Source organism: uncultured Arcticibacterium sp. (genome assembly GCF_964021845.1).
Classification (GTDB): Bacteria; Bacteroidota; Bacteroidia; order Cytophagales; family Spirosomataceae; genus Arcticibacterium.
Genome location: NZ_CAXHZC010000001.1, coordinates 1,167,495 through 1,190,975, shown reverse-complemented (window position 1 = coordinate 1,190,975; position 23,481 = coordinate 1,167,495). Strand labels below are relative to the sequence as shown.

General features: G+C 36.8%; 22 protein-coding genes. 8 read left to right on the top strand and 14 right to left on the bottom strand.

Annotated features, from left to right (window positions below; genetic code table 11):
- Positions 1-113: 113 nt before the first annotated feature.
- From AADJ06_RS05035 to AADJ06_RS05000, 8 genes are all read right to left on the bottom strand, one after another.
- Positions 114-629, bottom strand: coding sequence for a cupin domain-containing protein (locus AADJ06_RS05035; RefSeq protein WP_341225312.1), 516 nt, complete (start codon positions 627-629; stop codon positions 114-116).
- A gap of 8 nt (positions 630-637) precedes the next feature.
- A complete protein-coding gene (locus AADJ06_RS05030) occupies positions 638-1,216 on the bottom strand; it encodes an NAD(P)H-dependent oxidoreductase (protein ID WP_341225311.1) in 579 nt (192 codons plus the stop codon).
- A 59-nt stretch (positions 1,217-1,275) separates the two neighbouring features.
- Positions 1,276-2,118, bottom strand: a complete 843-nt coding sequence (locus tag AADJ06_RS05025; RefSeq protein WP_341225310.1) for a sigma-70 family RNA polymerase sigma factor — start codon at positions 2,116-2,118, stop codon at positions 1,276-1,278.
- A 317-nt stretch (positions 2,119-2,435) separates the two neighbouring features.
- Entirely contained in the window at positions 2,436-3,398 is a 963-nt protein-coding gene (locus AADJ06_RS05020; RefSeq protein WP_341225309.1) for an alpha/beta hydrolase, read from the bottom strand.
- Between the two features lie 79 nt (positions 3,399-3,477).
- Positions 3,478-4,167 (bottom strand): YafY family protein, encoded by a 690-nt coding sequence (locus AADJ06_RS05015; RefSeq protein WP_341225308.1) that lies wholly within the window; start codon positions 4,165-4,167, stop codon positions 3,478-3,480.
- Between the two features lie 458 nt (positions 4,168-4,625).
- Entirely contained in the window at positions 4,626-5,150 is a 525-nt protein-coding gene (locus AADJ06_RS05010) for a hypothetical protein (protein ID WP_341225307.1), read from the bottom strand.
- A 2-nt stretch (positions 5,151-5,152) separates the two neighbouring features.
- Positions 5,153-5,437, bottom strand: a complete 285-nt coding sequence (locus AADJ06_RS05005) for a transcriptional regulator (protein WP_341225306.1) — start codon at positions 5,435-5,437, stop codon at positions 5,153-5,155.
- Complete coding sequence (locus AADJ06_RS05000) at positions 5,430-6,002, bottom strand: hypothetical protein (protein ID WP_341225305.1); 573 nt, start codon at positions 6,000-6,002, stop codon at positions 5,430-5,432. The genes AADJ06_RS05005 and AADJ06_RS05000 overlap by 8 nt, the downstream gene beginning before the upstream one ends.
- Positions 6,003-6,293: 291 nt before the next feature.
- Between AADJ06_RS05000 and AADJ06_RS04995 the strand changes: the two genes are divergently transcribed.
- A complete protein-coding gene (locus tag AADJ06_RS04995; protein WP_341225304.1) occupies positions 6,294-7,559 on the top strand; it encodes a prolyl oligopeptidase family serine peptidase in 1,266 nt (421 codons plus the stop codon).
- 85 nt (positions 7,560-7,644) lie between these two features.
- Here AADJ06_RS04995 and AADJ06_RS04990 read toward each other — a convergent pair whose 3' ends face one another.
- Positions 7,645-9,831 carry a molybdopterin-dependent oxidoreductase gene (locus tag AADJ06_RS04990; RefSeq protein WP_341225303.1) on the bottom strand — a complete coding sequence of 729 codons (2,187 nt, stop codon included), beginning with the start codon at positions 9,829-9,831 and terminating at the stop codon, positions 7,645-7,647.
- Between the two features lie 198 nt (positions 9,832-10,029).
- On the bottom strand, positions 10,030-11,013 hold the full coding sequence (locus AADJ06_RS04985; RefSeq protein ID WP_341225302.1) for a sugar phosphate isomerase/epimerase: 984 nt from the start codon (positions 11,011-11,013) through the stop codon (positions 10,030-10,032).
- Positions 11,014-11,272: 259 nt separating this feature from the next.
- Between AADJ06_RS04985 and AADJ06_RS04980 the strand changes: the two genes are divergently transcribed.
- From AADJ06_RS04980 to AADJ06_RS04970, 3 genes are all read left to right on the top strand, one after another.
- The gene (locus tag AADJ06_RS04980) at positions 11,273-13,201 is read left to right on the top strand and encodes a histidine kinase dimerization/phosphoacceptor domain -containing protein (protein ID WP_341225301.1); all 1,929 of its coding nucleotides are present in this window, start codon (positions 11,273-11,275) and stop codon (positions 13,199-13,201) included.
- The gene (locus AADJ06_RS04975) at positions 13,201-13,944 is read left to right on the top strand and encodes a LytTR family transcriptional regulator DNA-binding domain-containing protein (protein ID WP_341225300.1); all 744 of its coding nucleotides are present in this window, start codon (positions 13,201-13,203) and stop codon (positions 13,942-13,944) included. The genes AADJ06_RS04980 and AADJ06_RS04975 overlap by 1 nt, the downstream gene beginning before the upstream one ends.
- Before the next feature lie 68 nt (positions 13,945-14,012).
- Complete coding sequence (locus AADJ06_RS04970; RefSeq protein WP_341225299.1) at positions 14,013-16,166, top strand: alpha-amylase family protein; 2,154 nt, start codon at positions 14,013-14,015, stop codon at positions 16,164-16,166.
- A gap of 144 nt (positions 16,167-16,310) precedes the next feature.
- On the opposite strand, the gene AADJ06_RS04965 is transcribed toward AADJ06_RS04970, so the two are convergent.
- Both AADJ06_RS04965 and AADJ06_RS04960 read right to left on the bottom strand, forming a co-directional pair.
- On the bottom strand, positions 16,311-17,621 hold the full coding sequence (locus tag AADJ06_RS04965) for a sugar MFS transporter (protein WP_341225298.1): 1,311 nt from the start codon (positions 17,619-17,621) through the stop codon (positions 16,311-16,313).
- Between the two features lie 116 nt (positions 17,622-17,737).
- Positions 17,738-18,718 (bottom strand): SAM-dependent methyltransferase, encoded by a 981-nt coding sequence (locus tag AADJ06_RS04960; protein ID WP_341225297.1) that lies wholly within the window; start codon positions 18,716-18,718, stop codon positions 17,738-17,740.
- Between the two features lie 261 nt (positions 18,719-18,979).
- On the opposite strand from AADJ06_RS04960, the gene AADJ06_RS04955 reads away from it, so the two are divergent.
- The 3 genes from AADJ06_RS04955 to AADJ06_RS04945 all read left to right on the top strand — a co-directional run bounded on the left by AADJ06_RS04955 (position 18,980) and on the right by AADJ06_RS04945 (position 20,972).
- On the top strand, positions 18,980-19,396 hold the full coding sequence (locus tag AADJ06_RS04955; protein WP_341225296.1) for a 6-carboxytetrahydropterin synthase: 417 nt from the start codon (positions 18,980-18,982) through the stop codon (positions 19,394-19,396).
- Entirely contained in the window at positions 19,359-20,075 is a 717-nt protein-coding gene (folE, locus tag AADJ06_RS04950; protein ID WP_341225295.1) for a GTP cyclohydrolase I FolE, read from the top strand. The genes AADJ06_RS04955 and folE overlap by 38 nt, the downstream gene beginning before the upstream one ends.
- Positions 20,076-20,222: 147 nt before the next feature.
- On the top strand, positions 20,223-20,972 hold the full coding sequence (locus AADJ06_RS04945) for a hypothetical protein (RefSeq protein ID WP_341225294.1): 750 nt from the start codon (positions 20,223-20,225) through the stop codon (positions 20,970-20,972).
- 68 nt (positions 20,973-21,040) lie between these two features.
- On the opposite strand, the gene AADJ06_RS04940 is transcribed toward AADJ06_RS04945, so the two are convergent.
- Complete coding sequence (locus AADJ06_RS04940; protein WP_341225293.1) at positions 21,041-21,718, bottom strand: DUF1080 domain-containing protein; 678 nt, start codon at positions 21,716-21,718, stop codon at positions 21,041-21,043.
- Between the two features lie 128 nt (positions 21,719-21,846).
- Positions 21,847-22,896, bottom strand: a complete 1,050-nt coding sequence (locus tag AADJ06_RS04935) for a cation diffusion facilitator family transporter (RefSeq protein WP_341225292.1) — start codon at positions 22,894-22,896, stop codon at positions 21,847-21,849.
- Between AADJ06_RS04935 and AADJ06_RS04930 the strand changes: the two genes are divergently transcribed.
- Positions 22,895-23,446, top strand: a complete 552-nt coding sequence (locus AADJ06_RS04930) for an NUDIX hydrolase (RefSeq protein WP_341225291.1) — start codon at positions 22,895-22,897, stop codon at positions 23,444-23,446. The two genes, AADJ06_RS04935 and AADJ06_RS04930, sit on opposite strands and share 2 nt — an antisense overlap.
- The last annotated feature ends 35 nt before the right edge of the window (positions 23,447-23,481 follow it).

The window sequence follows — 23,481 nt, the reverse complement described above, 5'->3', positions numbered from 1 at the left end:
ACACTAAGCTAATAGGTTTTTTATGACCGTCAAATGGTTTTGTAGCTTGGTTACAGAAATAATATGATCTAAAATTTAAGGTGCCATTTTTTAAGGATTTTTTACCTATTGCTTTATTCTCTAGTGGGTATCATGTTTGAGGTATCTACAGGGAAACTGTCATATTTATTGTAAAGTTTTAGATATTTTTCAGGCTTAATAGGAATCTCATTTAAGGTTTCATATAAGCCTTTAAAGAAACCCTCTCGCTTTTGGGATGGATTAAAAATTAATGTCAGTTTAACAGTTTTATCAGTGTCATTTTTGAATCCGTGCGGGGTAAACCTAGGTACATAAGCTACAGTGCCCGGCTTAGCCTGATATTCTTTATCTCCTACTTGTACGGTTAAAACGCCGTCATTCACAATGAAAGTTTCATCCATAAATCGGTGGTAGTGTAATTTGGCACCTATGGCCATAGGAGGGAGGGTTATTTGGTAAACACCTAATTGGTCATTAGACATTTCGCTGGTGACTTTAAAGCTTATTGAAATGGTGTTTAACTCTATTTTTTCACCTTCATTTGGTTTTATTATGTATGCCTGATTTGCCAAATTATCTTCGAAAAAGTTCTCTTTTATTGCTTCCATAAATTGTTTTATTTCGTTTCTAGACCTAATTGATTTACCTTATTTAACCATGCGTTCTTAAATTCACTCTTTGAGTTTTTCATAGGTCCTATGTAACTAACCTTTACGGGTTTAATACCGCAGAACCTTAGCGTGCCATATTTTAGTTGGTTAATGGCTGGGTTTCTCATTATCCATTTAGTGTACCAGGCAGGCGAATCTGCCGTGACAATAATTCTAGCTGTTTTCCCTTTAAATAACTGTTCTGGAAATGGTTTGCCAGTATACCTAAAGGCAATATTTGGTAAAAAAGCCCTATCAATAAACCCTTTCATAATGGCTGGATAACCGTACCACCACATAGGAAAAAACCAAACAAGGTGATCGGCATTTTTTATTTTCTCAATGGCCTCCAGAAGGTCTGGTTCTAAGGGTTTATTGCGTTTTTTGTAGCCTAGGCCAAGATTTGGATTGAAATCTAAACTACCAATATGGATGACGTTAACTGAAGCATTAGCTTGTGAAGCACCGCTTTTATAGCTTTCGGCTAAAGCGTAATTATAACTATCTTTAGAAGGATGGCCATTAATGATGCATATTTTTTTCATATACTGTTAAGTTTTTATTCTTTGACAGTACGACAAGCCAAGTGATTAAAACGTGACACTTAGCTAAAAGAAATTGACTTTATTTTTTTAGGATTTAGAATAGAATAAACGGCTGTAATTTCTTGATTATCTATTTCAAAGACTTGGCATGTTACCAGCGAATTATCTTTAAAATATAGTAAAGCTGGCTGATGATTTATTTCTGAAATTTTAATGTTTAATGCATTTTGATACTTTTTGAAAACATAATTTAAAATATTGGCAACCTCTGATTTTCCTACTGTGTATTCACTAACTACTTTAATTTTATCAGTACCCTCTGCGTATAGTTTGACGTCTTTAGACAGTAGTTTTTCTAGGCGTTCCATATCTCCTTCCTGAATAACCTGCATATAATTATTCATTACATGCTTCTTATCTTTTAAGGCAATGTTTTCATAAGTCAATTTCCGATTAGCAAGTTTTCCTTTTGCTCTACTCAGTATTTTACGGGCATTCTCTACCGTGGTTTCTATGATAGCTGCAATTTCACTGTGTGAATAATCAAAGGCTTCTTTTAAAATAAAAACAGCTCGTTCTTTGGATGTTAGCTTCTCAAAAAGTACTAGCAAAGAATAAGATAGTATATCTTTTACATCTAGATCGTGGTCAGGTTTAAGAGTGCTCATGGCTTCAGGAAGCCACACCTCGTTTGTTTTTAGTTTTGCGTTTCTCTTTTTTAAGTTTATCGATTGGTTAATAACTGATTTAGTTAAATAACCGATTTCGTTTTTTATATGTGATTTGTCAATAAGAAAGTAATTAGTCAAAACATCCTGCACTACATCTTTTGCGTCTTCAGAAGAGCCTAAAATATTATAGGAATAGGGGAAAAGTACTTTTTGATAATTCTTCAAGGCCATTTTTTCTTTTTCTTTAAATTACAAGACAAACTGCAAGTTAGAAACGTGACATTTCAATGGAAATAGAACTTGTTTCCACTTTAGGAACTAGCCTGCTTCTATCACCATGCGATTCATGCCGAAGGGTGTAACTTAGGAAATAACATGAATTATTTTACATAATAATGAATGCAAAATAACTCAAACAGATAGTACAAATATTACTGGAATAAGAGACATATACTTTTGAAAAACAATATACTTTATAAAACCCAAAAACGGTTCAAGTTTTCACCTGAACCGCTATGGTTTTAAAGATATCTACCTTTCTGTAAAGTTTAGTATTTCTGTTGTTTTAGCCATTTTAGAATAGCTTGGGTAGTTTCTTCTAGTTTTTCTTGTTGAATACAATGACCACAATCAAGACTCATTACCTCTGCATTAGGGACAAAATCTGTTAAGCCTTCAAACTTAGGAATCATATCTTGCTCACCATATATCATAAGCGTATTATGGGGTATAATAGGGTTTACATCTGCCAGTAAATGCCAGTTTCTGTCAAGGTTTCTGTACCAATTTATACCTCCTGTAAAGCCGGACATTTCGAAAGCGGAAACATAAACGGCCAGCTCACTTTGGTTCATTATTGGTTCACCGAGTGCTTTTTGTGCTCTCGCAAGATTAATCATCAACATTCCCGGATCGGGTGGAACCAATGGTACATTCTTGCGGAATAAATTACAAAGAAACTGAGAGGTGTTTTTATGTAATATAGCGTCTGCAACTCCTGGCTGCCGATTGAAGTGAACAAAATAGTTGTCCGCTCCAAATATCTCCTCCATCCAGTCAATCCAAGGTTTTTCTCCACGAACTTGGTAAGGCAAAGCCAAGTTTATTATTCTATTTACTCGTTTTGGATATAATAATGCAAGACTCCAAACTACATTTGCTCCCCAATCATGGCCAATGAAAGTGGCATCTTCATATCCATAGTGGTCCAGAAGTGCTACAAGGTCATCTGTTAAATGTTCAATGTCATATTGGTCTACTTTGCTGGGACGAGAAGAGTTACCATATCCACGCTGATTAGGAACAATAACATGATAGCCTGCTGTGACAAGAGCTGGTAATTGGTGACGCCAAGAAAAGGCATGCTCAGGAAAACCATGGCACAGTACCAGCGGCTTTCCTTTGTTTTGTTGACCTGCTTCAAAAATTTCGAGTTCTATGCCATTGACTGAAATCATAGTTGCTTTTGGAAATTCGCTGAGATTAGGTCTAGCATTAATTACGTTTGTCATTCTTTTTTCTGTTTAAAAATTAATATGATGCAAACGTAAAGTTGGGCGGTGACAGCCTTGTGGCAAGGGTCAAAAAGAGTTATTGATATTTGTCAAAATACTCTTGCAAAGTCATGTTGTGGGGTTCAAAGTTTTCCGAAAGAATTTCCATTTCTTGAATTCTATCTGGCCTAAAAAAACGAAATTCTTTACGCAAACGACAGTAGGCTACTAAATACCAATTTTCGGAATTTAATATGGCAAATGGCTCTATCAATCTATTCGTTGCAATGCCCTCTTTGTTAACATACTGCATCTTAACAAGTAAGTAGTTTGTCAATGCATTTTGCAAATCGGATAAATTACTACTGTTTCTCTCTTGATTTTTTACTTGATTATATTGAGTTCTATCCGTAAGTAAGTTTGCCTTGTCTTTGATACTATATTTTAGAATTGATTTTATTTTATCAATGGCTTCTGAATAATCCTGTACAAATGACACGTCCTTACTTTTGAGCACTAACTGTTCTGCAAGTATTAAGGCATTTGCTTGCTTTTCGGTGAACATAACAGGTGGAATTTTGTATCCATCCATTAGGCTATAACCTTTTCCTTCTTCTGTCAGTACAGGAACACCTGATTGTTCCAATGCTTTTATGTCTCTGTAGATGGTTCTTTTACTGATATTAAATTTACTTGCTAATTCGGAAGCGGTAGTAATTCTTTTAGTCTGTAATTGAATTAGAATGGCAGTTAACCTTGATAATCTGTTTGTTTCGGAATACTCCATTATTAAATGTAGTGATGTTTTTTTAATTGCGGACAAAGCTCTATACCCGAACTAAAAAGTGAAAGTCAAGGAGAAGAGTTCCCTGCTAAGCTTTGACGCCCGCCTTCGCTTGGTTTATCAGCCTCCGACTGATATAGGTTGTTTTACTTCAAAAATCATTTTGTTAAACCAGAGGTTTTAAATCACCACACCGACGCTGGAAGCATCGGAGAGCGGTCACAATAGATAGCAGTGTCTACTAAAAGGGACACTGCGGTATTTCATCGTTACGATTTTGAATAAGGTGTATTTTAAAAATCACCGCGACTACCAAATATCTTCATAACCAAGTAAAATTGATGTATAAAAAAACGGCCTCACCAAAAAGCAAAGCCGTTTCAATATTGTTCTTAATTCCCTAGGAAAGAGCCGTTTTGCAAACTGAAAGCGTTTACCAGATTAAGTTTAAAAATAGGATTCTACTCCCTCTCTAAAAGCATCTCCATAAACTGAAAGCTACGGCCGCCGCCCATTTCAATAGTTCCTTTTTCTATCCATTGACCTTCTTTTACTTCTATCACGTAGGATATTTTGCCCTGTGGTACTTCAAAACCCCAGTTTATAAGTCCGTTTTGGTCCACGCTAAAGTCTGCGTCCATTGATTTGGCATCTGCTCTGAAGGCACGCATGGAGTAGGCGTCTGTGGCGTCGTCATAAGTCACTATGCCATATGCTTGATGTATGATTTCTTTGGAGGTTTTGTCATGACCAAGACCTTCGAAAACAAAAACACCGCCACCCACTTTGTGACCTGCTTTTTCATCTATGGTAAAAAACGATTTTTGTGGTCCCATTTGAATCCAACCTTCCCCAGACCAACTGCCCTCGTAAATTTTGAGATTACTCATGGCATTAATAGTCTCTTCAGATGGCTTTAGGTTTTGCTGGCCAACAGCTTGCATAGAACCCAGTATTCCTAAAATTAAAATTGATAAGTATTTCATGTTTATATGTTTATGTATTGTTTTAAATCTTCAATGTATTTCTCAAAGGCAAGCTTACCAGTCTCGGTAATGGAGCAGATGGTTTGCGGGTATTTTCCTTTAAATTTCTTTTGAACTTTTATGTATTTGGCTTTTGAAAGTTTCTCTATTTGTACGCTTAAGTTGCCAGCCGTAGCCTTAGTTTTTTCCTTAATCCATACAAAATCAGCCTTTTCTACATTCATTAATAAGGACATAACCGCAAGGCGAAGTTGAGAATGGAGTAGGGGGTCTAAGTTTTTAAACATCTTCCCTCCTTAGCAAATGACCGGGAATGATATATCCTACAAATACTGCTAGCACAAATAAACCAAGCACCACATCTTCGTTTGGCATGTAGAAAGAAACTGATGCTAAAAACATCATCACAAAGGCTCCGATGATAAAAGGTTTGAAGGAAATAATGGCTCCATGAGCGTAAGTTGCTATACCTATCACCACTAGGGTAATCGGTAGCATTTTCCATCCCAAGATAGGGCTGGCACCATAAAATACCGCCATGCCTATGGAAACACCCAGCCAAACCTTATTGATAATACGGTCAATCTTGGTGGTAACCAGTCTTTCTTTTCCATGTTTTCGAGCCTGATAAATATTAAAAATAAAACCTAGAAAGAACAGCGGCCAAACATAATGTGCCTGAGGGAAGCCAACGCTCATTTTGAGAATTAAAAATAGTGATACGATGCCGATAGACAAATAACCCCAAAATAGGAAATAGATACCGTGATGTTTCCTATAATTGGTTTTAGAGTTTTGAATCATCTCTTCAATGATTTTGAGACTTTGGTCTGGGTTTAAGTTTTCTTTCATAGTTTAAAATATTTTTACAATTATAAACTAGTTTACACTATAAACCAAATAGATTATTAATAATGTGTGCACTATAGACAATATTTGAAATAATAAAGGCTTGAAATTACTTGAGTTGAGGAATATGTTTTTATAGAATAAGGTGAAACCGTTGAATCTAGATAGGTAATTCAATGGTATAGTGAGAAATGGTTGATTGCCGAATTGCCGAGTATTTATGGGTATAGGTCGATGTTTTCACAAACAAGCTTATTAAAGTCATATTTTTACTGAAAATAAACCAAAAAAACTATGAAGAAAATTGTAATGCTGTGTATGCTGTTCGCTTTTGGTGTTCAGCTTAATCTGAGTGCCGCAGGCGGCGAATATCATTTAATTATTGAAGGTTTTGACTGGGGACCGGCGGCCTCTAAAGTTATTTTGCCGCTAGGCGAAACTACAAAATCAGTCAAAACGGAGAATTATGATGTACGGGTTAGCCGCAAATCAGACCAAGGCGATATACCTGAGTCTATGCAGTCAGGTAGCCGTGAAGTAATGCGTGCTTATGTTTCTGATGCCGAAGGAAACCCACAAGAAGTGGGAAATCATGTCACCTTGATTTTGGCTGTAGCTCCGTATAAACCAATGGGTTCACCAATTCAATATTTTGGGCGTAAAGGAAATGTTTGGATAGATTATACTTTGGCTATAATTGACAGTGCCACAGGAACTACTTGGAATAAAGAAGGCGAGCGTACTATTCCAATTTTAGATGATTTTGACCTTACAGGTAAATTCACCCATAAAGATATCACCATGTCTTATGCAGCTTTTAAACCTGAAAATAGAACGGGAAAGGCTCCTTTGCTCATTTGGCTGCATGGTGGTGGTGAAGGTGGAACAGACCCAAGCATTGCGGCTATTGGAAACAAGGCTGTTAATTATGCAGGAGAAGAGGTTCAGTCGATTTTTGAAGGTGCTTATGTTTTAGTACCGCAGGCTCCTACATTCTGGATGAACAGTGTGGAAGGTGGCTATACACGTGGCAAAACAAACGATATGTATAATGAAGGATTGATGGCTTTAATCAAGGATTATGTAGCCAAGAATCCTGAGATTGACCCTAAAAGAATTTATGTGGGAGGCTGCTCAAATGGTGGCTATATGTCTTTAAAATTGATTCTTAATCACCCTGATTATTTTGCTGCAGGATTCATTAGTGCATTAGCATATTCCTCTGAGTTTATTACCGACAAGCAAATCAGCAGCATCAAAAATATGCCAATTTGGTTTGTGCAGTCAAAAGACGATAATACTACAAAACCTGAGGAAACCGCCGTTCCAGTTTACCATAGATTAAAGTCGGCCGGTGCTAAAAATGTTCATTTCAGCTATTATGACCATGTTATTGATATTACTGGTCAGTATGGTGGTGAGTCTTACTATTATAACGGGCACTGGTCATGGGTATATTTACATGCCAACGAGTGTCGTCTTGATTTTGATGGTACTCCTGTTAAAGTAAACGGCATGCCAGTTAACATTATGCAGTGGGTTTCAGCTCAGAAAAAATGATATTCCTTAATTCTTAAAAACAAAAAACAGCGGGTTTGTAAATTAAGCAAACCCGCTGTTTTTGACAGTGTTTCTAGTTTCTAAACTAGCTAACAAACTTACTAACTTCTACTCGACAGTCTTGTAAAGCGGCACCATCACCAACATCCGATAAGCGGTCGTTTGTCATGGCATTTGATGAGGAATTGCCTTTTACCAAAGATGGCCAGTAACCATGTGGCATAAGCACAACACCTGAGGGTACACGGTTTCTGATTTTTGCCTTTAAAATCACAGTGCCAAATTCGTTCACCACTTTTACTTCATCGTCATTTAGTATATTTCTTTTGTCGGCATCCTCTTGGCTAATATCTAGGGTAGGGAATCCTTCTTTTTTTCTGAGGTTTTTTACATTTCCGTGGGAGGAGTTATGGAAGTTTTTGGTGGACTTTACTGTTAAAAGCTGCAGAGGATATAACGTTGGATTGTCATATTCTACCGCTTTGTAAGCGGGTAAAGCTTGCCCGGAATCTTCCAGAGAAGCTGTGTAAAATTCACATTTGCCTGAAGCCGTACCAAAATCGCCATTAACATGTGGCAAAAATGGCTCGGGTAATTTTAGTCTTGCCCAGCCATTCTCTTTTAAATGTTCAAAGGTTATACCCTCCATGTAGGGGTGATCAGTATCAAAAAGGGACTTTACCAAATCGATATCGGACTCTTCAAAACAAGGTTCCGTGAAGCCCATTTCTTTAGCTAAAAGCCTGAAAAACTCAGAATTGGGTTTAGATTCGCCTAGTGGCTCAATAGCAGGTTCGTTAATGTTGACGTATAAATGCCCCCACGAATCCGCCGCATCCCAGTGTTCTAATTGAGTGGTGGCAGGAAAAATATAATCGGCATACGTAGCACTAGCTGTCATAAAGTGTTCAACACAAACCGTGAAGAGGTTCTCTTTTGCAAGTCCTTTTCGTATTAAATTCTGATTTGGAATAGTAACTGCGGGGTTTGAGCCAAATATGAAAATGGTTTTTATGGCAGGATTGAGCTTATCGTCGTTCAAAACTCTACCCAGCTGTACCATATTAATGGTTCTGGTTTCTTTTTCTGCCAAAGTCGTGAACATACCAAAACGTTCATAATTTAAAGCCTTCCCAAACATTTCAAACGTCATATGCAATAATCCACCACCTCGCTCACGCCAAGCTCCCGTAAGAGAAGGTAACATTCCTACTGCCCTGAAGGCGTCTCCGCCATTGTAGTTATGTTCCATTCCTATTAAAATTCTAATTAGCGATGGTTTGGCATTAGCATAATCTCTGGCAAAGTTTATTACGTTGTCCTCGTCAAGTCCACATATGCCCGCTACGGCAGCAGGATGATAGTCTTTTACATGCTCTTTTAACAAATCAAAGCCTTCCGTATATTTTTCAATATAATCTGTATCTGTTAAGTTTTCTTTTATGATAACATGCATCATTCCCAAAGCCAAGGCTACATCTGTACCTGGCATTAGCTGAATGTGCTGGTCGGCTTCCATAGCTGTAGCAGATTTGAAAGGGTCAATCACTATAATTTTGGCACCTTGCTTTTTAGCTTCTAATACTAAAGGCCATAAATGGACATTAGAGTTTTTTGTATTGGTCCCCCATAAAATGATATGACGGCTATGTACAATATCTTCCGGCAAAATACCCATTATCTGCCCATTTGTAATAAAATTACCCGTAATGGCAGTAGCACCACATATTGTTTCCGCCATTTTAGAAGCACCAAGTTTTGCAAAAAAACGATTACTCATAGCCGCTTTTTGAATAATCCCTTGCGTTCCCATATATCCGAAAGGCAATACAGACTCACCACCATTTATAGCAACGGATTCTTTAAGCCTCTCAGCAACTTCTTTTAAAGCTTGCTCCCAACTTATTTTTTCAAACTTACCTTCTCCTTTTTTCCCAACCCTTTTTAATGGGCTTAAGATTCGGTCAGGATTGTAGGTGATATCTTGTGGGAAAGTCTCCATTTTTCCGCAAAGTTTTCCATTAATGAATGGGTTTTCTTTATCTCCTCCAAATCCCGTTACTTTCCCATTTTCTACTTTTACCTCCCAACTACACGAATCTGGGCAGTCATGGTAACAAACACCGTGATAAGTTTTTGCATCGGCAGTTGTGCATGCTGACATTCCCAGCAACGATGCAGGTAATGCATGGGCTAAAGTGGCACCTGTGTATCCTTGAATACCAAGGTCTATAAATTTTCTACGTGAAATTTCTTTGTCTTTTTTTGTCATGGCTAAATTTTATTTGCCTAAAACGAAGAAGTCGCTTTAGCATGAACAAACAAGTTAGGGAATTTTAGCGGTAACTTAAGGGGCTATTAGTCAAAATGTTGTGACATAAATAGTTCCTGTTTGAGTCAACTAGCTTAAATATAAAAACGGCTTCACATTGTAAATGCAAAGCCGTTTGGTAATTATCGAAAAAACTTGTTAAGAAAGTGCTTCCTTCGCAAATTGAAAGCATTTGCCTACTTCTTTTACCGCATTTGAGTTTTCCGGTACTTTGTATTCCAACTCTATAGTGCAAGGGATATCATACTTCTTCTCGCTTATCAAATTCAGTATTTCTTTAATTGGCGTATCACCTTCTCCCCATGCTAAGTTGCTAGCACCATTGGCTTTTGTTTGACGGTCCTTTATGTGCATACTCGTGATTCTGTCATGGCGAGTTTCTATGAGCTTAAGCAGGCTTTCTTTAGTATTATCTCCACCTGCGGCTATATAATGTCCACAGTCTAAATTCATGGAGTTATACGGAGACTGTGCTAGAGCTTCATCCCAAATGGTATCATTGGCCGTGGTGTGAAGGTGATAACCCACATACATTTTGTGTTTTTCGCCTAATTTTCCAAGTCTAGCTGATTGAGCAGAATCTCCAGGTAGTTCTACTGTTACAGATTTTGCTCCTAAAGCTTTGGCAGCTCGCATAGCATATTCAATTTCCGCATCTGTATTATTTGTACCCAAAGCATTTGGCTTAAAAGCATAAATGCTTACGCCAGCTTTTTTATACATTTTAGCAAAGGCTTTAAAAGGTTTCATGGAAACTGTTTCACGCCAAGCGGCTACGTCTTTATTGTATTGTTCCATTTGGGCTCTTTCGTCGTCGGTAGGTTTTCTTCTTTTGCCATTGACATAGAAAGTACTTCTATCAATCGGGTTTTTAGGCTTCCCTGCGAAATCCTCAGCAGGATCGCCCATGAGTTCAATGGCAGATATACCTGCATCTACACAGTACTGAAGCACCTGCTGTGCACTTCCTGGCATGCTTCTAAATGAATAGGTGATGGTACCAATCTGTACTCCGTTGATAAGTGAGTTTGGTTTCAAAACACCAGCATAAACTTTTGAGCTCAAGGCTAAACTACCAATAAGAGCAGCAGATGAGCTGTATATAAAATCTCTACGATTCATGATTTTGTTATTTAGGGTTGATTAATTCAAAAGTGAATGTAGGGATTTTGAGATTGGCTAGGATAAATATTAGACTAAGTGGTAGTTTTACTTGACCAGTTTAGCACCAAATAGGATATAATGCGGAATGCAAGTAAGAATCTGGCTATTTGGTCTTTTAACACCGATTAAATAGATAATTATGACTATTATTGTTAGCATTTAAAAGTCTAAACCTAGGATTTAGAAGATTGCTATTTTAAAACTGACCTTAATTAAGATGAGCAAAAAGCCATTTTTACTATTAAACTTGACCTCTATTTGTAAGACTTTATTCAGTTTAACCTTATGGCTTTTATCAATCACCCCTTCTGTGGCTCAAAAAAGTTTAGAAGAAATTAAAATTGATAGTATACTAAGCCAACCTTTAGATTCTATTTTGGTATGGGTGCAGGAGAATGCAGAAAAAGACATTGAGGTTTTTGAAAAAGTAGTAGCAGAGGGTATAAGAAGAGTTCAAAAAACTGGTGACTATGAAAAAATAGGAGATTTTTATACGGCCTATGGAAACTGGCATAGTTATCATGGAATTTATAGCGGAGACTCACTTATTAAACAAACAAAGTTGGCTTTGTTTTACTATTTAAAAACGGATAACAAACCTAAAATAGCAGAAACTAGAACAAACCTTGCTCATGACTATATGTCTGTAAGAAGGCTCGTAGAAGCACAGAACGAGCTTTTTCGAGCCATTGCCATTTATGAGGAACTTGGTGATAAGGTAGGCGTGGCTAAAGCTCACAGAAATTTGAGCTCTTCATATCTTTATACTGACGAACCTCAAAAAGCCATTGAATACTTAGATAAAGTGACTTCAATTTTTAGGGAGGTGGAAGATTATAACACCTTATCATATTGTTACCTTAGTTATATTGATGCATATAGCCGAATTGGGGACTATGAAAAAGCGAATGCAGCGGCCGAGGAATGTCTTTCTATAGTTAAGAATAAGGTGCCTGGTGAAGTCTTTGTGGAAGTAAGAGCATATTCATTTAAAGGAGATATTTCTTTTAATCAGGAGAATTATCAACAAGCACTGTTAGATTACCAAAAGGCTTTCGACCTCTGTGAAATTCAAATTGGGCGTGAAAGAGCGGCCACTTGGCTTACTGAAGTGGGTATGGCATATTTAAAACTGGGAGATTATCAGAATGCTTTGAAAAACCTTTTGGAGGGTATCAAGGCTTATGATAAACAAGATGTGTCACATTTGACGAGGCCATATGAAAGTATTGCCGAGTGTTATGAGGAGTTAGGTGAGCATAAAAACGCTCTTTTATATGTGAAAAAAGCCAAAGAAGCCAAAGACTTAGTGCATGCAGAGCAAGTAGCTAACTTAGAGAGTGAGGGTATAATTAAGTATGAGACGGAGAAAAAAGATGAGGCTTTGGCAGCTACAGAAGCTTTATTAAACCAAAAAAATAGAACACAGAATATCATTTTATCGGCTTCTGGTTTATTGACCCTTTTACTAGCAGGTTTGTTCTATTCTTTTAGGAAAAATCAAAAGGCTACTAAAGTTATTAGTGCCAAAAATGCAGAGAATGAATTGCTCTTAAAAGAGATTCATCATAGAGTAAAGAACAACTTGGAACTGGTTAAAAGCCTTATTTCTCTACAATCAGCCCAGTTGGAAGATTCTGCTACCAAAGATGCCATGATAGCGAGTCAAAATAGGGTACAGTCTATGGGCATTATTCATCAAAAGCTTTATCAGGGGACTAACCTTGGCAGTATTGAAATGAAGGATTATTTCCTCAATTTGGGTGAAGGGATTCTTGACACCTTTGATGCTGATGAAAAAGTTAAAATAGAATGTGCAATGGAAACGATGGAGTTAGATGTGGACACTGCAGTACCTTTGGGATTAATAGTGAATGAATTACTGACCAATGCCATGAAGTACGCTTTCCCTGAGAAAGACTCGGGAGAAATAACTATTAGCTTAGAAAGAAAGGATGATAAAATCTTGAGTCTTTTGGTAAAAGATAATGGGGTAGGTAAAGTAGGGGGTGTCAAACCTAAAGGAACTGGTTTTGGGACGCAATTGGTAAGTTTACTAACCCAACAACTGAACGGCATAATGAAGGAAGAAAACAAGGAAGGTACCATTATCTCTTTTGAATTTAAATTAGACCAAGCAGCTTAATGGATAGAGTCACCAAAATCTTGATAGTTGAAGACGAGATGCTGATAGCGGCAAATATATCTTTAGAATTAACTTCTATGGGCTATGAAATAATGGGTATTATTCCTCGTGGGGAAGAGGCTCTGCTACATATTAGAGAAACACAGCCTGATATTCTTTTACTAGATATTAACCTGAAAGGCAAGTTAGACGGGATAGAAGTAGCCACGGAAATGCAAAAGGATTTTGACATACCAGTGGTATACCTTACTGCAAACACCGATGATGCTCATTTTAACAGAGCCAAAGAAACAAAGCCTTATGCTTTTATCTCCAAACCATTTAAAAAACGAGACTTAAAGAGGGCCTTGGAGCTAACCGTAGTCAGAATAGAATCAGAGAAGCAGTCTAAAATAAGTCATGAAGTTGGTAACGAAGAATCTACAGTCTTAGACGATTCTCTTTTTGTCCGCTATCAGGAGAGCATGGTGAAGGTGCCAATTGCCGGTATACAGTACATTGAGGCTGACAGAAACTACTGCCGAATTTATACTTCGGGCAAAGAATATCTATTGGTTTTAACACTAAAAGACATGGAAGAAAAGCTTCCGAAACGTCATTTCATGCGAATTCATCGCTCTTTTATTGTCAATGTTTCTCATATCAAAGAAGTGGCTACGTCACATTTGGTAGTGGCAGATAAGCTAATTCCTATTAGTAAAGCTTATAAGGAGGCTTTGCTTAAGAGATTGCAGACTATTTAATATTCATAGAAAGTTCTTTTGTCCGTAAAAGATTCCCTCGTAAATTTCAGAAATTCAACCTTCTCAAAATGAAATTTATAAAACTACTTGCCCTTTTAGTAATCCCTTTTTCCATTTTAGCTCAAAAGCCAATCTCAGCTTCAGATGACTCTGAATGGTGGAAACGAAACAACCTTCGGCTTATTCAAATGAACTTGCCTGCCTATGAAGCAGCAAACATAGATGCCGACGAGATTGTGGAAGATTTAAAGGCTTTCTCTGCCAATACTTTAATAATTAATGGGGCTGGTATTATGTCCTTTTATCAGTCAGATTTAGATTTTGAATATACCAATCCTTACATGAAACCTGGCGAAATGGGAAGGATAGTGGAGCGTTGCCATGAAAACGGAATCCGGGTAATAATTCGTTTTGATTTCAGTAGGGCACATGAAACTATTTTTGAGGCACATCCAGACTGGTTTTATATTTCGGAAAAAGGTGAGAGAATTATCAATACCGACAAATATGTGGTAAGTATAAATGCCCCTTATGTACAAGAAAAGGCTTTTAAAATAGTAGAGGAAGTAATTTCGAGGTTTGACATTGACGGAATATTTTTAAACATGCCAGGCTATCAAACCCGAAACCCTTATGAAAATATTTATGTAGGTATTGACCAAAATGAATATGATAAAGAAGTTTTTCGGAAATGGAGTGGTGGACTTACATTACCACTAAAAGAAGATAGAAGTGACCCCGTTTTTAATAAGTATTTGGAATTTAAGACGGCAAGTATAGAAGATTGGTCCAAGCGACTGCATAAAGTAGTAAAGTCTTCTGCTGAGAAGCGTTCTGCCGATGGAAAAGTGGAGTGTGCCTCAGGTAAAAAAATAGCGATATGCACTTATTTAGAAGAGTCTGTTGACATTATTAGGCATGAAAGTCAGACACATGGTTTGCCGTATTGGCCTTACACGGCCTCTGATAATACCAATCATATAGAGCAAACATTCCCGAACAAAATTGTAAGTAATGCCAGCATTCAGCAGATTTCATTTCAAAGTCGATATAATGCTATAGAACCAGAAGAGATAAGTATTAGGCTCTATGAGAATATAGCCAACGGCAGTGGGACCGATGTGAGTATGATGGGTGATATGCGTGACTATGAAGATGAGCGAAACTTTGACACTATGAAAAAGATTTATGCTCATCAAAAGAAGTATGAACCCTACTTTGGTAAATATGAGAGTTTAGCCAGCGTGGCTGTTTTAGCTCCCGGATACTGGCCAGGAGGTGATAAAATGCAGGAATATCGCGGGATTTCACTGATGCTAAAAGAAGCCCATGTGCAGTTTGATGTTATTCAAGACAATCATTTGGCTAACCTTGAAGACAAAATAAAGGAGAAGTATAAAGTGCTCATAATGCCAGATATCAATTACCTGAGTGATGAAAATATAGCAGCTTTAAAAGAGATTTCTAAAGCAGGTGTTAAACTTATAGCTACCAATACGAGCCTTTTTGATAAGCCAGTGGTGTTAAAAGAGCTATTCGGAGCGAGTATTGACAAATCAGAAAACGACGGAGCGGGGAATTACTTAAGGCCAAAGAGAAAGGATATTTTTAAAAGCTTTGAGGGCCAAAGCATGGTTCATTTTAAATTCAATCTCGGACTTTATGAATTTGATAATGAGGTAGAAAAACTACTACCTATACTGAGCAAAGGAAGACCAGGACCACCAGAAATGATAGGTGGTCATGAGCCTACAGGTTACTTTGGAGCAGGAATTAAAGAGAATTCAAATGTGCTTATGCCTATAAACATAGGTAAGATATATTACCAGCATGGTTACGAGCAACATAAAAACCTAGTACTGGATGTTCTGAAAAATATTCATGCTGAAGCTTTTGATGAAATTATTACTTCTGCTCATCCGCGGGTTGAACTTATACTTCAAGATTTTATGATGAATAAAGAAGGAGTAACTATCCATACGCCCTTTAAATCAAATGGACATATTCTACACTTGGTGAATTTGACAGGCTTTAGCGGCAATACTTACTTTGAACCTCATACGCAACAAAACATCGGATTGAATATAAAGGTGGACTTTAAACCAAGTAAGGTCTGGATCATGCAGGGTGAAGAAAAGTTGGCTTTTACTTACGCTAATGGCAATTTGAAACTGATATTACCCAGTTTGAAGGATTTTGAAGGTATAGTGATCGAAAGATAAAGCGGGATGCTCTATAATCTCATAAGTAAAAACTAAGCTTTGAAAATATATTGCTAAAAGTATTTTCAGAGATAAGGATAAAACAAAAAGAGGCTGTCTCACACTTTTGAGACAGCCTCTTCCAATTCTGTTAAGCTTATAGTTTTATTTCTTAAACCCAACTTTATGCCCCCAAATAGCATAATAAAGAATGATAATATAGCACGGTAACAATATCCAATAACTGCTATTAGAAGAGCTAGCCAGTGCTTCTGCTTCTGCTATGCCATTAGTCACTAGGTCGTGTTTACCTGCGTCCACTATTCTACCGTACAAAGGTGGAATTATAGCACCACCCGAAATTGCCATTACCAATAAAGCGGAGCCCGTTTTGGTGAATTTACCTAAGCCATGAAGCGTTAATGGCCAAATAGCTGGCCAAACCAAGGCATTTGCAATACCCAATGCTGCCACAAAAAGTACAGAGGTGAAGCCTGTTGTCATTAAAATACAAATTGAAAAAACAATTCCTAAAGCCGCACTAATTTTTAAAGCTAAACCTTGACTAAGGTATTTTGGTATTAATAATACACCCAAAGCATAGGTAAATACCATAGCCATAAGGGTATAGGAGGTGAAATTACTAGCTTGCTCTGCAGGTAATCCTAAAGATAATCCGTAGGCAATAATAGAATCACCAGCAATTACTTCAGCACCTACGTAAACAAACAAGGCTAATACTCCTAACCATAAATGAGGAAACTGGAATATGCTAGTTTTCGCCGTTGTTCCTTCTGCCACTTCTTCGTCCACGTCACCTTCTAATTCTGGTAATGGTGCTTTTAAAATCAATAAACCGAATAAAAACAAAACAGTGGCCATTATAATATAAGGCGTTACCACACTATTAGCCATGGTGTCAAGTAATTGTGACTTTTCATCTGACGAAACAAGACTTAATTTATCTTTTACATCATCTATGCCAGATAACAATAAAGTTCCAAAAACGATGGAGCCAATGGAGCCTGCCACTTTATTAGCAATACCCATCATTGCAATTCTTTTTGCTCCACTTTCTATAGGTCCTAATATGGTAATGTAAGGGTTAGCGGCAGTTTGCATAAGCGTCATACCGGTACCTTGAATAAATATACCAGCTAAAAACATCCAATACGTTCTGGCTTCTGCGGCAGGAATAAATACCAATGCCCCAACAGCCATAATCATTAAGCCTATTGACATTCCTTTTTTATAGCCTACTTTTTTTAATAAATAAGAAGAGGGCAATGCCATCACCACAAAAGCGACATAGGAAGCAGTAGCTACTAAATAAGCCTGAGTGTCAGTTAATTCATTGATGGTTTTCATAAACGGAATAAGAACCCCGTTTATCCAGGTTACAAATCCAAAAATGAAGAACATAGCTCCAATTATAAGCATTGGAACCAGATTGTTTTTAGAACTATTATCAGTCATACGAAAAGGTTAGTTATTAAATTATTTTAAAAATAGATAAAAGACCTTATATATTTCTTAATAACTATCGATTATTTTACTTTTAGTAGGCTGAATTAATTTATAATTCTTCTTTACTAGTGTTTTTGAGCTAAAACTAATGCCCCTAAAGGCCGGCTAGTAGGGGTGAAGTCGCCCATCATTACAAAATCCGTCAGAAACATGTCAGCATAGGTCATAAGGTTGGTCAAGTAAACTTTAGGAGCAGCAGTCATCTCAATGCCAAACTTTAGTTTTTGTCCATTAAGCCTTATCAAAAGCTTATCTTTTAATTTAAAAGACTCCTGACGTTGCTCTTGAAACTCCATAGAATAAAAGTCAAAAGCGACTTGGCTGCCTTTAGAGCAAATTTTAGAAATTTCTTTTAAAGTTTGAATTAACTCGTTTTCGTCTGCACTGGTGGTGTAACCTTCTAAGAGGAAAAGAGTTTTCTTTTCTTTTTGGAAACCTTTTAGGAATAATTTTTTCACCCAATCAAGACTTTTGAAGTCTGTTGAGATAGTATTAATCCATGATTGGTCTAATTCAGCTCTTTGAGAAACAGATTTTTTTTGTTCTAAAACCGCTTTACTGTCTAATTCGAAAGCTGCAATTTTTTTATGTTTACAATACTTTATTAAGCGTGTGTCAAAACCCGCTCCAATGAGCACGACTTGTTCAATTCCTTCAAGATTCTCTTCATAAATTTTGTCAAAAAAGACGGTTCTAGATGCTAATAGGGTATAAATAGATTCTTTTTCTCGTTGTGAAATACGGGCAAAACTTGGCAAATAACCGGTCAATCTATTTGCTATAATTGCAGGGAGAAACATATACCAAAGCCCTGCCATAGAAATTTCAGGTAAATTGCTCAGCATTTCTACAGCACCTACATCTTTTCTCTGTTTAAAGGTATGAAGCACCCATTTGTTAAAAAGTGGATTGGTTACTGAAACGGGAAGTTTTACAGCGTTTCTTAAAGCCCAATATTTTATAGTACTCAGGACGAGCCCAAAAAAGCTAATAGGGAAAAGAATAATTTGAAATACAAGATAAGTGGAGAATTGGAAGGTTTTCATAGCCATAGATACTTTTATAATGAGGATCTATAGTTCAACGAAAAGCTACATTAAATAGTTTTTAGTTTTCAATACTTAGAGAATTTTAAAAATATTGCTTTTAATAAAATGGATGTGGATCTGTTAGAAACTAGAATTCGTAAATGAACGTATTCGCTTATATTTCAGTTATCCATTTTCAAAAGAGTTTAAATCTCTATCCGATAAGAAATATGAAGCACAGACTTTGTTTTTAATTTCTTTATCTCAAATCTCAAACTATTGAATAGAAAAGTAGCAGTTTTTAGGAAAGAGCATTTTAATGCCGCTCATAGGTTACATAGACCAGATTGGTCTGATGAAAAGAATGATGCTGTTTTTGGTAAATGCAATAACCCAAACTTTCATGGTCACAATTATAACCTAGATATCAAAGTGGTAGGAGAGGTAAATCCCGAAACTGGATATGTTATAGACATTAAAGTACTTTCTGATTTGATTAAGGAGCATGTTTTGGATGCTTTTGACCATAAAAATCTGAATTTAGATGTACCAGAGTTTAAAGAGTTAAACCCAACAGCGGAGAATATTGCTATTGTGATTTACGAAAAATTAGAAAGAGCCTTAAATAACCACGAGCTTGACCTTAAAGTAAGGCTCTATGAAACAGAAAGAAATTATGTCGAATACCCAGGATAACAGGACGGAACGCCAGATTGATGAAATTGGCGATGACCACATCTCTACCAATATTTTTGATACGCCACTTCGTAAAGATGCGTTTGAAATGGATGATGATACTAAAATGCAGAAAATCGAAGAACATTTTAGTCAAATTATGCAAATCATGGGTCTTGACTTGACAGATGATAGTTTGAGTGGAACGCCAAGGCGAGTCGCTAAGATGTACGTAAAAGAGCTTTTTTCTGGATTAAATCCGAAAAACTTGCCAGCCCTTACGCATTTTAAAAACCATTATAAGTACAATGAAATGTTGGTGGAGCGTGATATCATGTTTCATTCTAACTGTGAGCACCATTTTGTGCCTATAGTGGGGAAAGCTCATGTAGCTTACATAGCTAATGGGCATGTAATAGGTTTGTCAAAACTTCACCGCGTAGTAAATCATTTTGCTAGAAGGCCGCAGGTGCAAGAACGAATGACCATTCAAATTGGCGAAGCTCTTAAAACGGTTTTAGGTACAGACAGCGTAGCGGTAATTTTAGATGCAGACCACATGTGTGTTTCTTCTAGAGGTATTAACGACCAGACATCATCTACCGTGACCTCTTTTTACGGAGGAGAGTTTGACAATCCAGAAACAAGAAATGAATTTATAAGAATGATAAGCTTACGCAGAGGAGAGTTAAAATACTAAGAAGTATACTTACTTTTTATGCTCCATAGACATCTAGTTTATGGAGTTTTTTTGTTTATATAGCACAAAACACATAGCAGTTTGGCTTAATTTGAATATTCAATTAATATTTGCTGCATGAATACTTTTTTAATAAAAATTATAATAATGCCACCAGTAATTGCTGGGGTAACTTACATAAGCAAGAAGTGGGGAAACAATCTTGGAGGTGTTATAGCTAGTTTGCCATGGGTGGCAGGTCCTATTATCCTTTTTATTGCTTTAGAGCAAGGAGCCGATTTTGCTATAAGTGCCATTCCGGGAGTAATGGTGGGTATTATGGCTTGGTTGGTGTTTTGTATGACGTACATAGTGATAGGTCAAAAGCAAAACATTTTTGTGAGTATTATGGCGGGCTATATGGCTTATCTTTTGACGGGATTAGCTCTGCAAAAAGTAACGCCACTTTTTAGTGTCAATGTATGGTATGTGATAACTTTACTCTTCATACTTCCATGTTTAAAGTTTTTTCCTACGGTCAAAACAGAAAGAGTTAAAAGCCGAAAAATACTTCGTTTTGAGATACCTCTCAGAATGATAATGATAACACTCTTTGTAATTCTAATTACCTATTTTGCCGATTTACTAGGTCCTACATGGAGTGGAATATTGACACCATTTCCTGTTATGACGGCTGTTTTAGCCATTTTTGTGAACTATACGCAGGGAATAAGCCAAGTCAGAAGTATTTTCATTGGTCAGCTTACCGGTATTTTTGGCTTTACTACATTTTTATATTTGCAAGCTCATTTATTACCGATTATGAGCATCGGAAATGCTTTTATGATTGGTATAGCTGTAGATATTGCTATTACTTTAATCATGAGAAAGGTTTTTACTCGCATTAAACTGGCTTAGAAATTTAGTTATAAAAAAGCCATTAAACTGAAAAGTTTAATGGCTCAATAAATTTAAATAAGGCCATTCTAGAGCTCCTTAATCTTAATTTTTCTGAAAGAAACTACGTTGCTATGGTCTTGAAGACCGATTTTTCCGGTGGCATATTTTCCGAAATCATTCCATCCTTTAAACTTACTACCAGCTACCATTTTATCCCATTCTGGACCAGAAGTAGGGAATGTAACAGCTAATTCACCATTTTGCCAGATGGTCATCATGTTGTTGTTTTTAACTATTTTAACCTTGTTCCAGACTTCATAAGGCTTTGCTTTAGACTTTGATGGAATCATGTCATAAAGAGAACCAGCTAATCTATTAGCACCATTTTTACCATCTGGGTGGTTTTCGTTATCTAAAACTTGAATTTCAGGACCACTCATATAAGGCGTACGCAATTTGGCATCCTCTTTTACGCCGTAAAAAATTCCACTATTTCCGCCTTTTTCAATTTTCCACTCTAGGCGTAATTCAAAATTTTCAAAGTCTTTATCGGTTACCAAATCGTTTACCTTCCAGTCACTTTTACCTTCTGGGTTAAATACCATGGCACCATCTTTAATGGTCCATTTGTCGCTAACTGGTTCACCTGGGTGGTTGTAGATATGCCAATTATCAAAAGTTTTTCCGTCAAATAGTTTAACCCATTGGGCAGAAGCGTTTAAGCTAACTAAGCTTATAAAAAATAAGAAAAATTGCTTTTTCATGTGTATAATTAAATGAATAGTAAAGTAAAATAATGCGTGAAATTAATAATTAGTTTTAATAGCTATGAGTGATTATCGCCATTCTTAACCAGCAAGTAGATTAAAGCTATGTCTCTAGTGTACATTACTTACTCCACAAAATGCTTTGCGTTTGACAATATCCTGTTTCGCGTCCACTTCTTTATTCCTGTGAAATCCTCTTTTCTAACTTCACAGTTTTTTATTTGGCAGTAATGGCAGCATTCGGGTATACAAGGGTCTGAATGAATGAAAACTTCTACTTCAGACGGATAATTAGATTCCACCATGTTTTCAAAAAGCCCTACTTGCGTATGAGCATCTTCAAGGCTAAGGTAGTAGGGGAGTGTCAGATGGCAGTCTACATGTATGTCGGCTCCATACTTCTGAATTCTCAAATTATGTACATCAATCCAACTCTCTTTTCTATTTTTATTTAGAATCTCAAGGAGTGTTTTTAGGGTGTCTTCGTCTAGCTCATCCATTAATCCACTTACCGACTTTCGAAGTATTTTAATACCATTATAGATAATAAAGGCCGCCAACACTAAAGCTAATACACCATCTATATAGCTTTTACCGCTCCATTTTACTAAGAGAAGCCCAACTATTAATGCAGCACTACTATAACTGTCAACTAATAAATGTTTACCATCTGCTTTTAAAGCAATAGAGTCATTTTTATTTCCAACATTTATGAGATAATAGCCTAAAATACCATTGATAAACATGGTTATTAAAACAAGCCAAATTCCGTTATTTATTTCGGTTACTGGGCTCTTTTCTAAAAAGGAATAGACTGCTGGAATAATCATTAGGACTCCAGCCATGATTATCATGGTACCTTCTAGGCCGCTAGAGAAAAACTCAATTTTACCATGACCATATGGATGGTTTCTATCTTTTGGTCGGTTTGAAATGTAAATAGAATATAAAGCAAATGCAGCAGCAGCCACATTAACCACAGACTCCGAAGCATCTGTAAGAATAGCAGTGGAATTGGTTAGAAAGTAGGCGGAAAATTTTATTAGCATCAGTATCACACCTACTGCTAATGAAAGGGTAATGGCTTTCTGATTTATATTTTTACTGTTGGGTTCCAGGATTACTTTCTGTTTGAGACTATCAAACTTACCTATTTCTACTAATTTCGCAGTCATGATAGAAAAGAAAAGTCCTTGGAGAACCCTTTCCGAAGAAACTAAATACGAGAATAATTGGATACAGGTGGTTCATAAAGAAATGCTCAACCCAAATGGTAACCCTGCCATTTATGGACAAGTAAATTTCAAAAACATAGCAATAGGAATTATTCCTATTGATAGTGAAGGTTATACTTGGTTGGTAGGTCAATACCGCGTTCCACTTGACGAATATTCTTGGGAAATTCCTGAAGGCGGCTGCCCAATAGGCGAGGAGTGGGTAGCATGTGCCAAAAGAGAATTAAAAGAGGAGACAGGCCTAATAGCCGAAGAATATGAACTTCTTCTTAAAATACATACATCAAACTCTGTCTGTAAAGAAGTGGGCTATGTATTCACAGCCAAAGGCCTTTCTCAAAGTCAAGCACAGCCAGAAGATACAGAAGACCTAAAGGTCAAAAAAGTACATATCTCGGAGGCCTTAGAAATGGTGATGAATAATGAAATTACAGACTCTTTAAGCGTGGCGGGTATTTTAAAGGTAGCTAGACTCATGAACTTGGCTTAAGACATTTGTTCATAAGTACTAGCTTTTGATAATCT

Excerpts from the sequence above, each read along its gene's own strand:
- AADJ06_RS05035 (WP_341225312.1), bottom strand. The coding sequence starts at position 629 with ATGGAAGCAATAAAAGAGAACTTTTTCGAAGATAATTTGGCAAATCAG.
- AADJ06_RS05030 (WP_341225311.1), bottom strand. The coding sequence starts at position 1,216 with ATGAAAAAAATATGCATCATTAATGGCCATCCTTCTAAAGATAGTTAT.
- AADJ06_RS05025 (WP_341225310.1), bottom strand. The coding sequence starts at position 2,118 with ATGGCCTTGAAGAATTATCAAAAAGTACTTTTCCCCTATTCCTATAAT.
- AADJ06_RS05020 (WP_341225309.1), bottom strand. The coding sequence starts at position 3,398 with ATGACAAACGTAATTAATGCTAGACCTAATCTCAGCGAATTTCCAAAA.
- AADJ06_RS05015 (WP_341225308.1), bottom strand. The coding sequence starts at position 4,167 with ATGGAGTATTCCGAAACAAACAGATTATCAAGGTTAACTGCCATTCTA.
- AADJ06_RS05010 (WP_341225307.1), bottom strand. The coding sequence starts at position 5,150 with ATGAAATACTTATCAATTTTAATTTTAGGAATACTGGGTTCTATGCAA.
- AADJ06_RS05005 (WP_341225306.1), bottom strand. The coding sequence starts at position 5,437 with ATGTTTAAAAACTTAGACCCCCTACTCCATTCTCAACTTCGCCTTGCG.
- AADJ06_RS05000 (WP_341225305.1), bottom strand. The coding sequence starts at position 6,002 with ATGAAAGAAAACTTAAACCCAGACCAAAGTCTCAAAATCATTGAAGAG.
- AADJ06_RS04995 (WP_341225304.1), top strand. The coding sequence starts at position 6,294 with ATGAAGAAAATTGTAATGCTGTGTATGCTGTTCGCTTTTGGTGTTCAG.
- AADJ06_RS04990 (WP_341225303.1), bottom strand. The coding sequence starts at position 9,831 with ATGACAAAAAAAGACAAAGAAATTTCACGTAGAAAATTTATAGACCTT.
- AADJ06_RS04985 (WP_341225302.1), bottom strand. The coding sequence starts at position 11,013 with ATGAATCGTAGAGATTTTATATACAGCTCATCTGCTGCTCTTATTGGT.
- AADJ06_RS04980 (WP_341225301.1), top strand. The coding sequence starts at position 11,273 with ATGAGCAAAAAGCCATTTTTACTATTAAACTTGACCTCTATTTGTAAG.
- AADJ06_RS04975 (WP_341225300.1), top strand. The coding sequence starts at position 13,201 with ATGGATAGAGTCACCAAAATCTTGATAGTTGAAGACGAGATGCTGATA.
- AADJ06_RS04970 (WP_341225299.1), top strand. The coding sequence starts at position 14,013 with ATGAAATTTATAAAACTACTTGCCCTTTTAGTAATCCCTTTTTCCATT.
- AADJ06_RS04965 (WP_341225298.1), bottom strand. The coding sequence starts at position 17,621 with ATGACTGATAATAGTTCTAAAAACAATCTGGTTCCAATGCTTATAATT.
- AADJ06_RS04960 (WP_341225297.1), bottom strand. The coding sequence starts at position 18,718 with ATGAAAACCTTCCAATTCTCCACTTATCTTGTATTTCAAATTATTCTT.
- folE (WP_341225295.1), top strand. The coding sequence starts at position 19,359 with ATGAAACAGAAAGAAATTATGTCGAATACCCAGGATAACAGGACGGAA.
- AADJ06_RS04945 (WP_341225294.1), top strand. The coding sequence starts at position 20,223 with ATGCCACCAGTAATTGCTGGGGTAACTTACATAAGCAAGAAGTGGGGA.
- AADJ06_RS04940 (WP_341225293.1), bottom strand. The coding sequence starts at position 21,718 with ATGAAAAAGCAATTTTTCTTATTTTTTATAAGCTTAGTTAGCTTAAAC.
- AADJ06_RS04930 (WP_341225291.1), top strand. The coding sequence starts at position 22,895 with ATGATAGAAAAGAAAAGTCCTTGGAGAACCCTTTCCGAAGAAACTAAA.
- AADJ06_RS04935 (WP_341225292.1), bottom strand. The coding sequence starts at position 22,896 with ATGACTGCGAAATTAGTAGAAATAGGTAAGTTTGATAGTCTCAAACAG.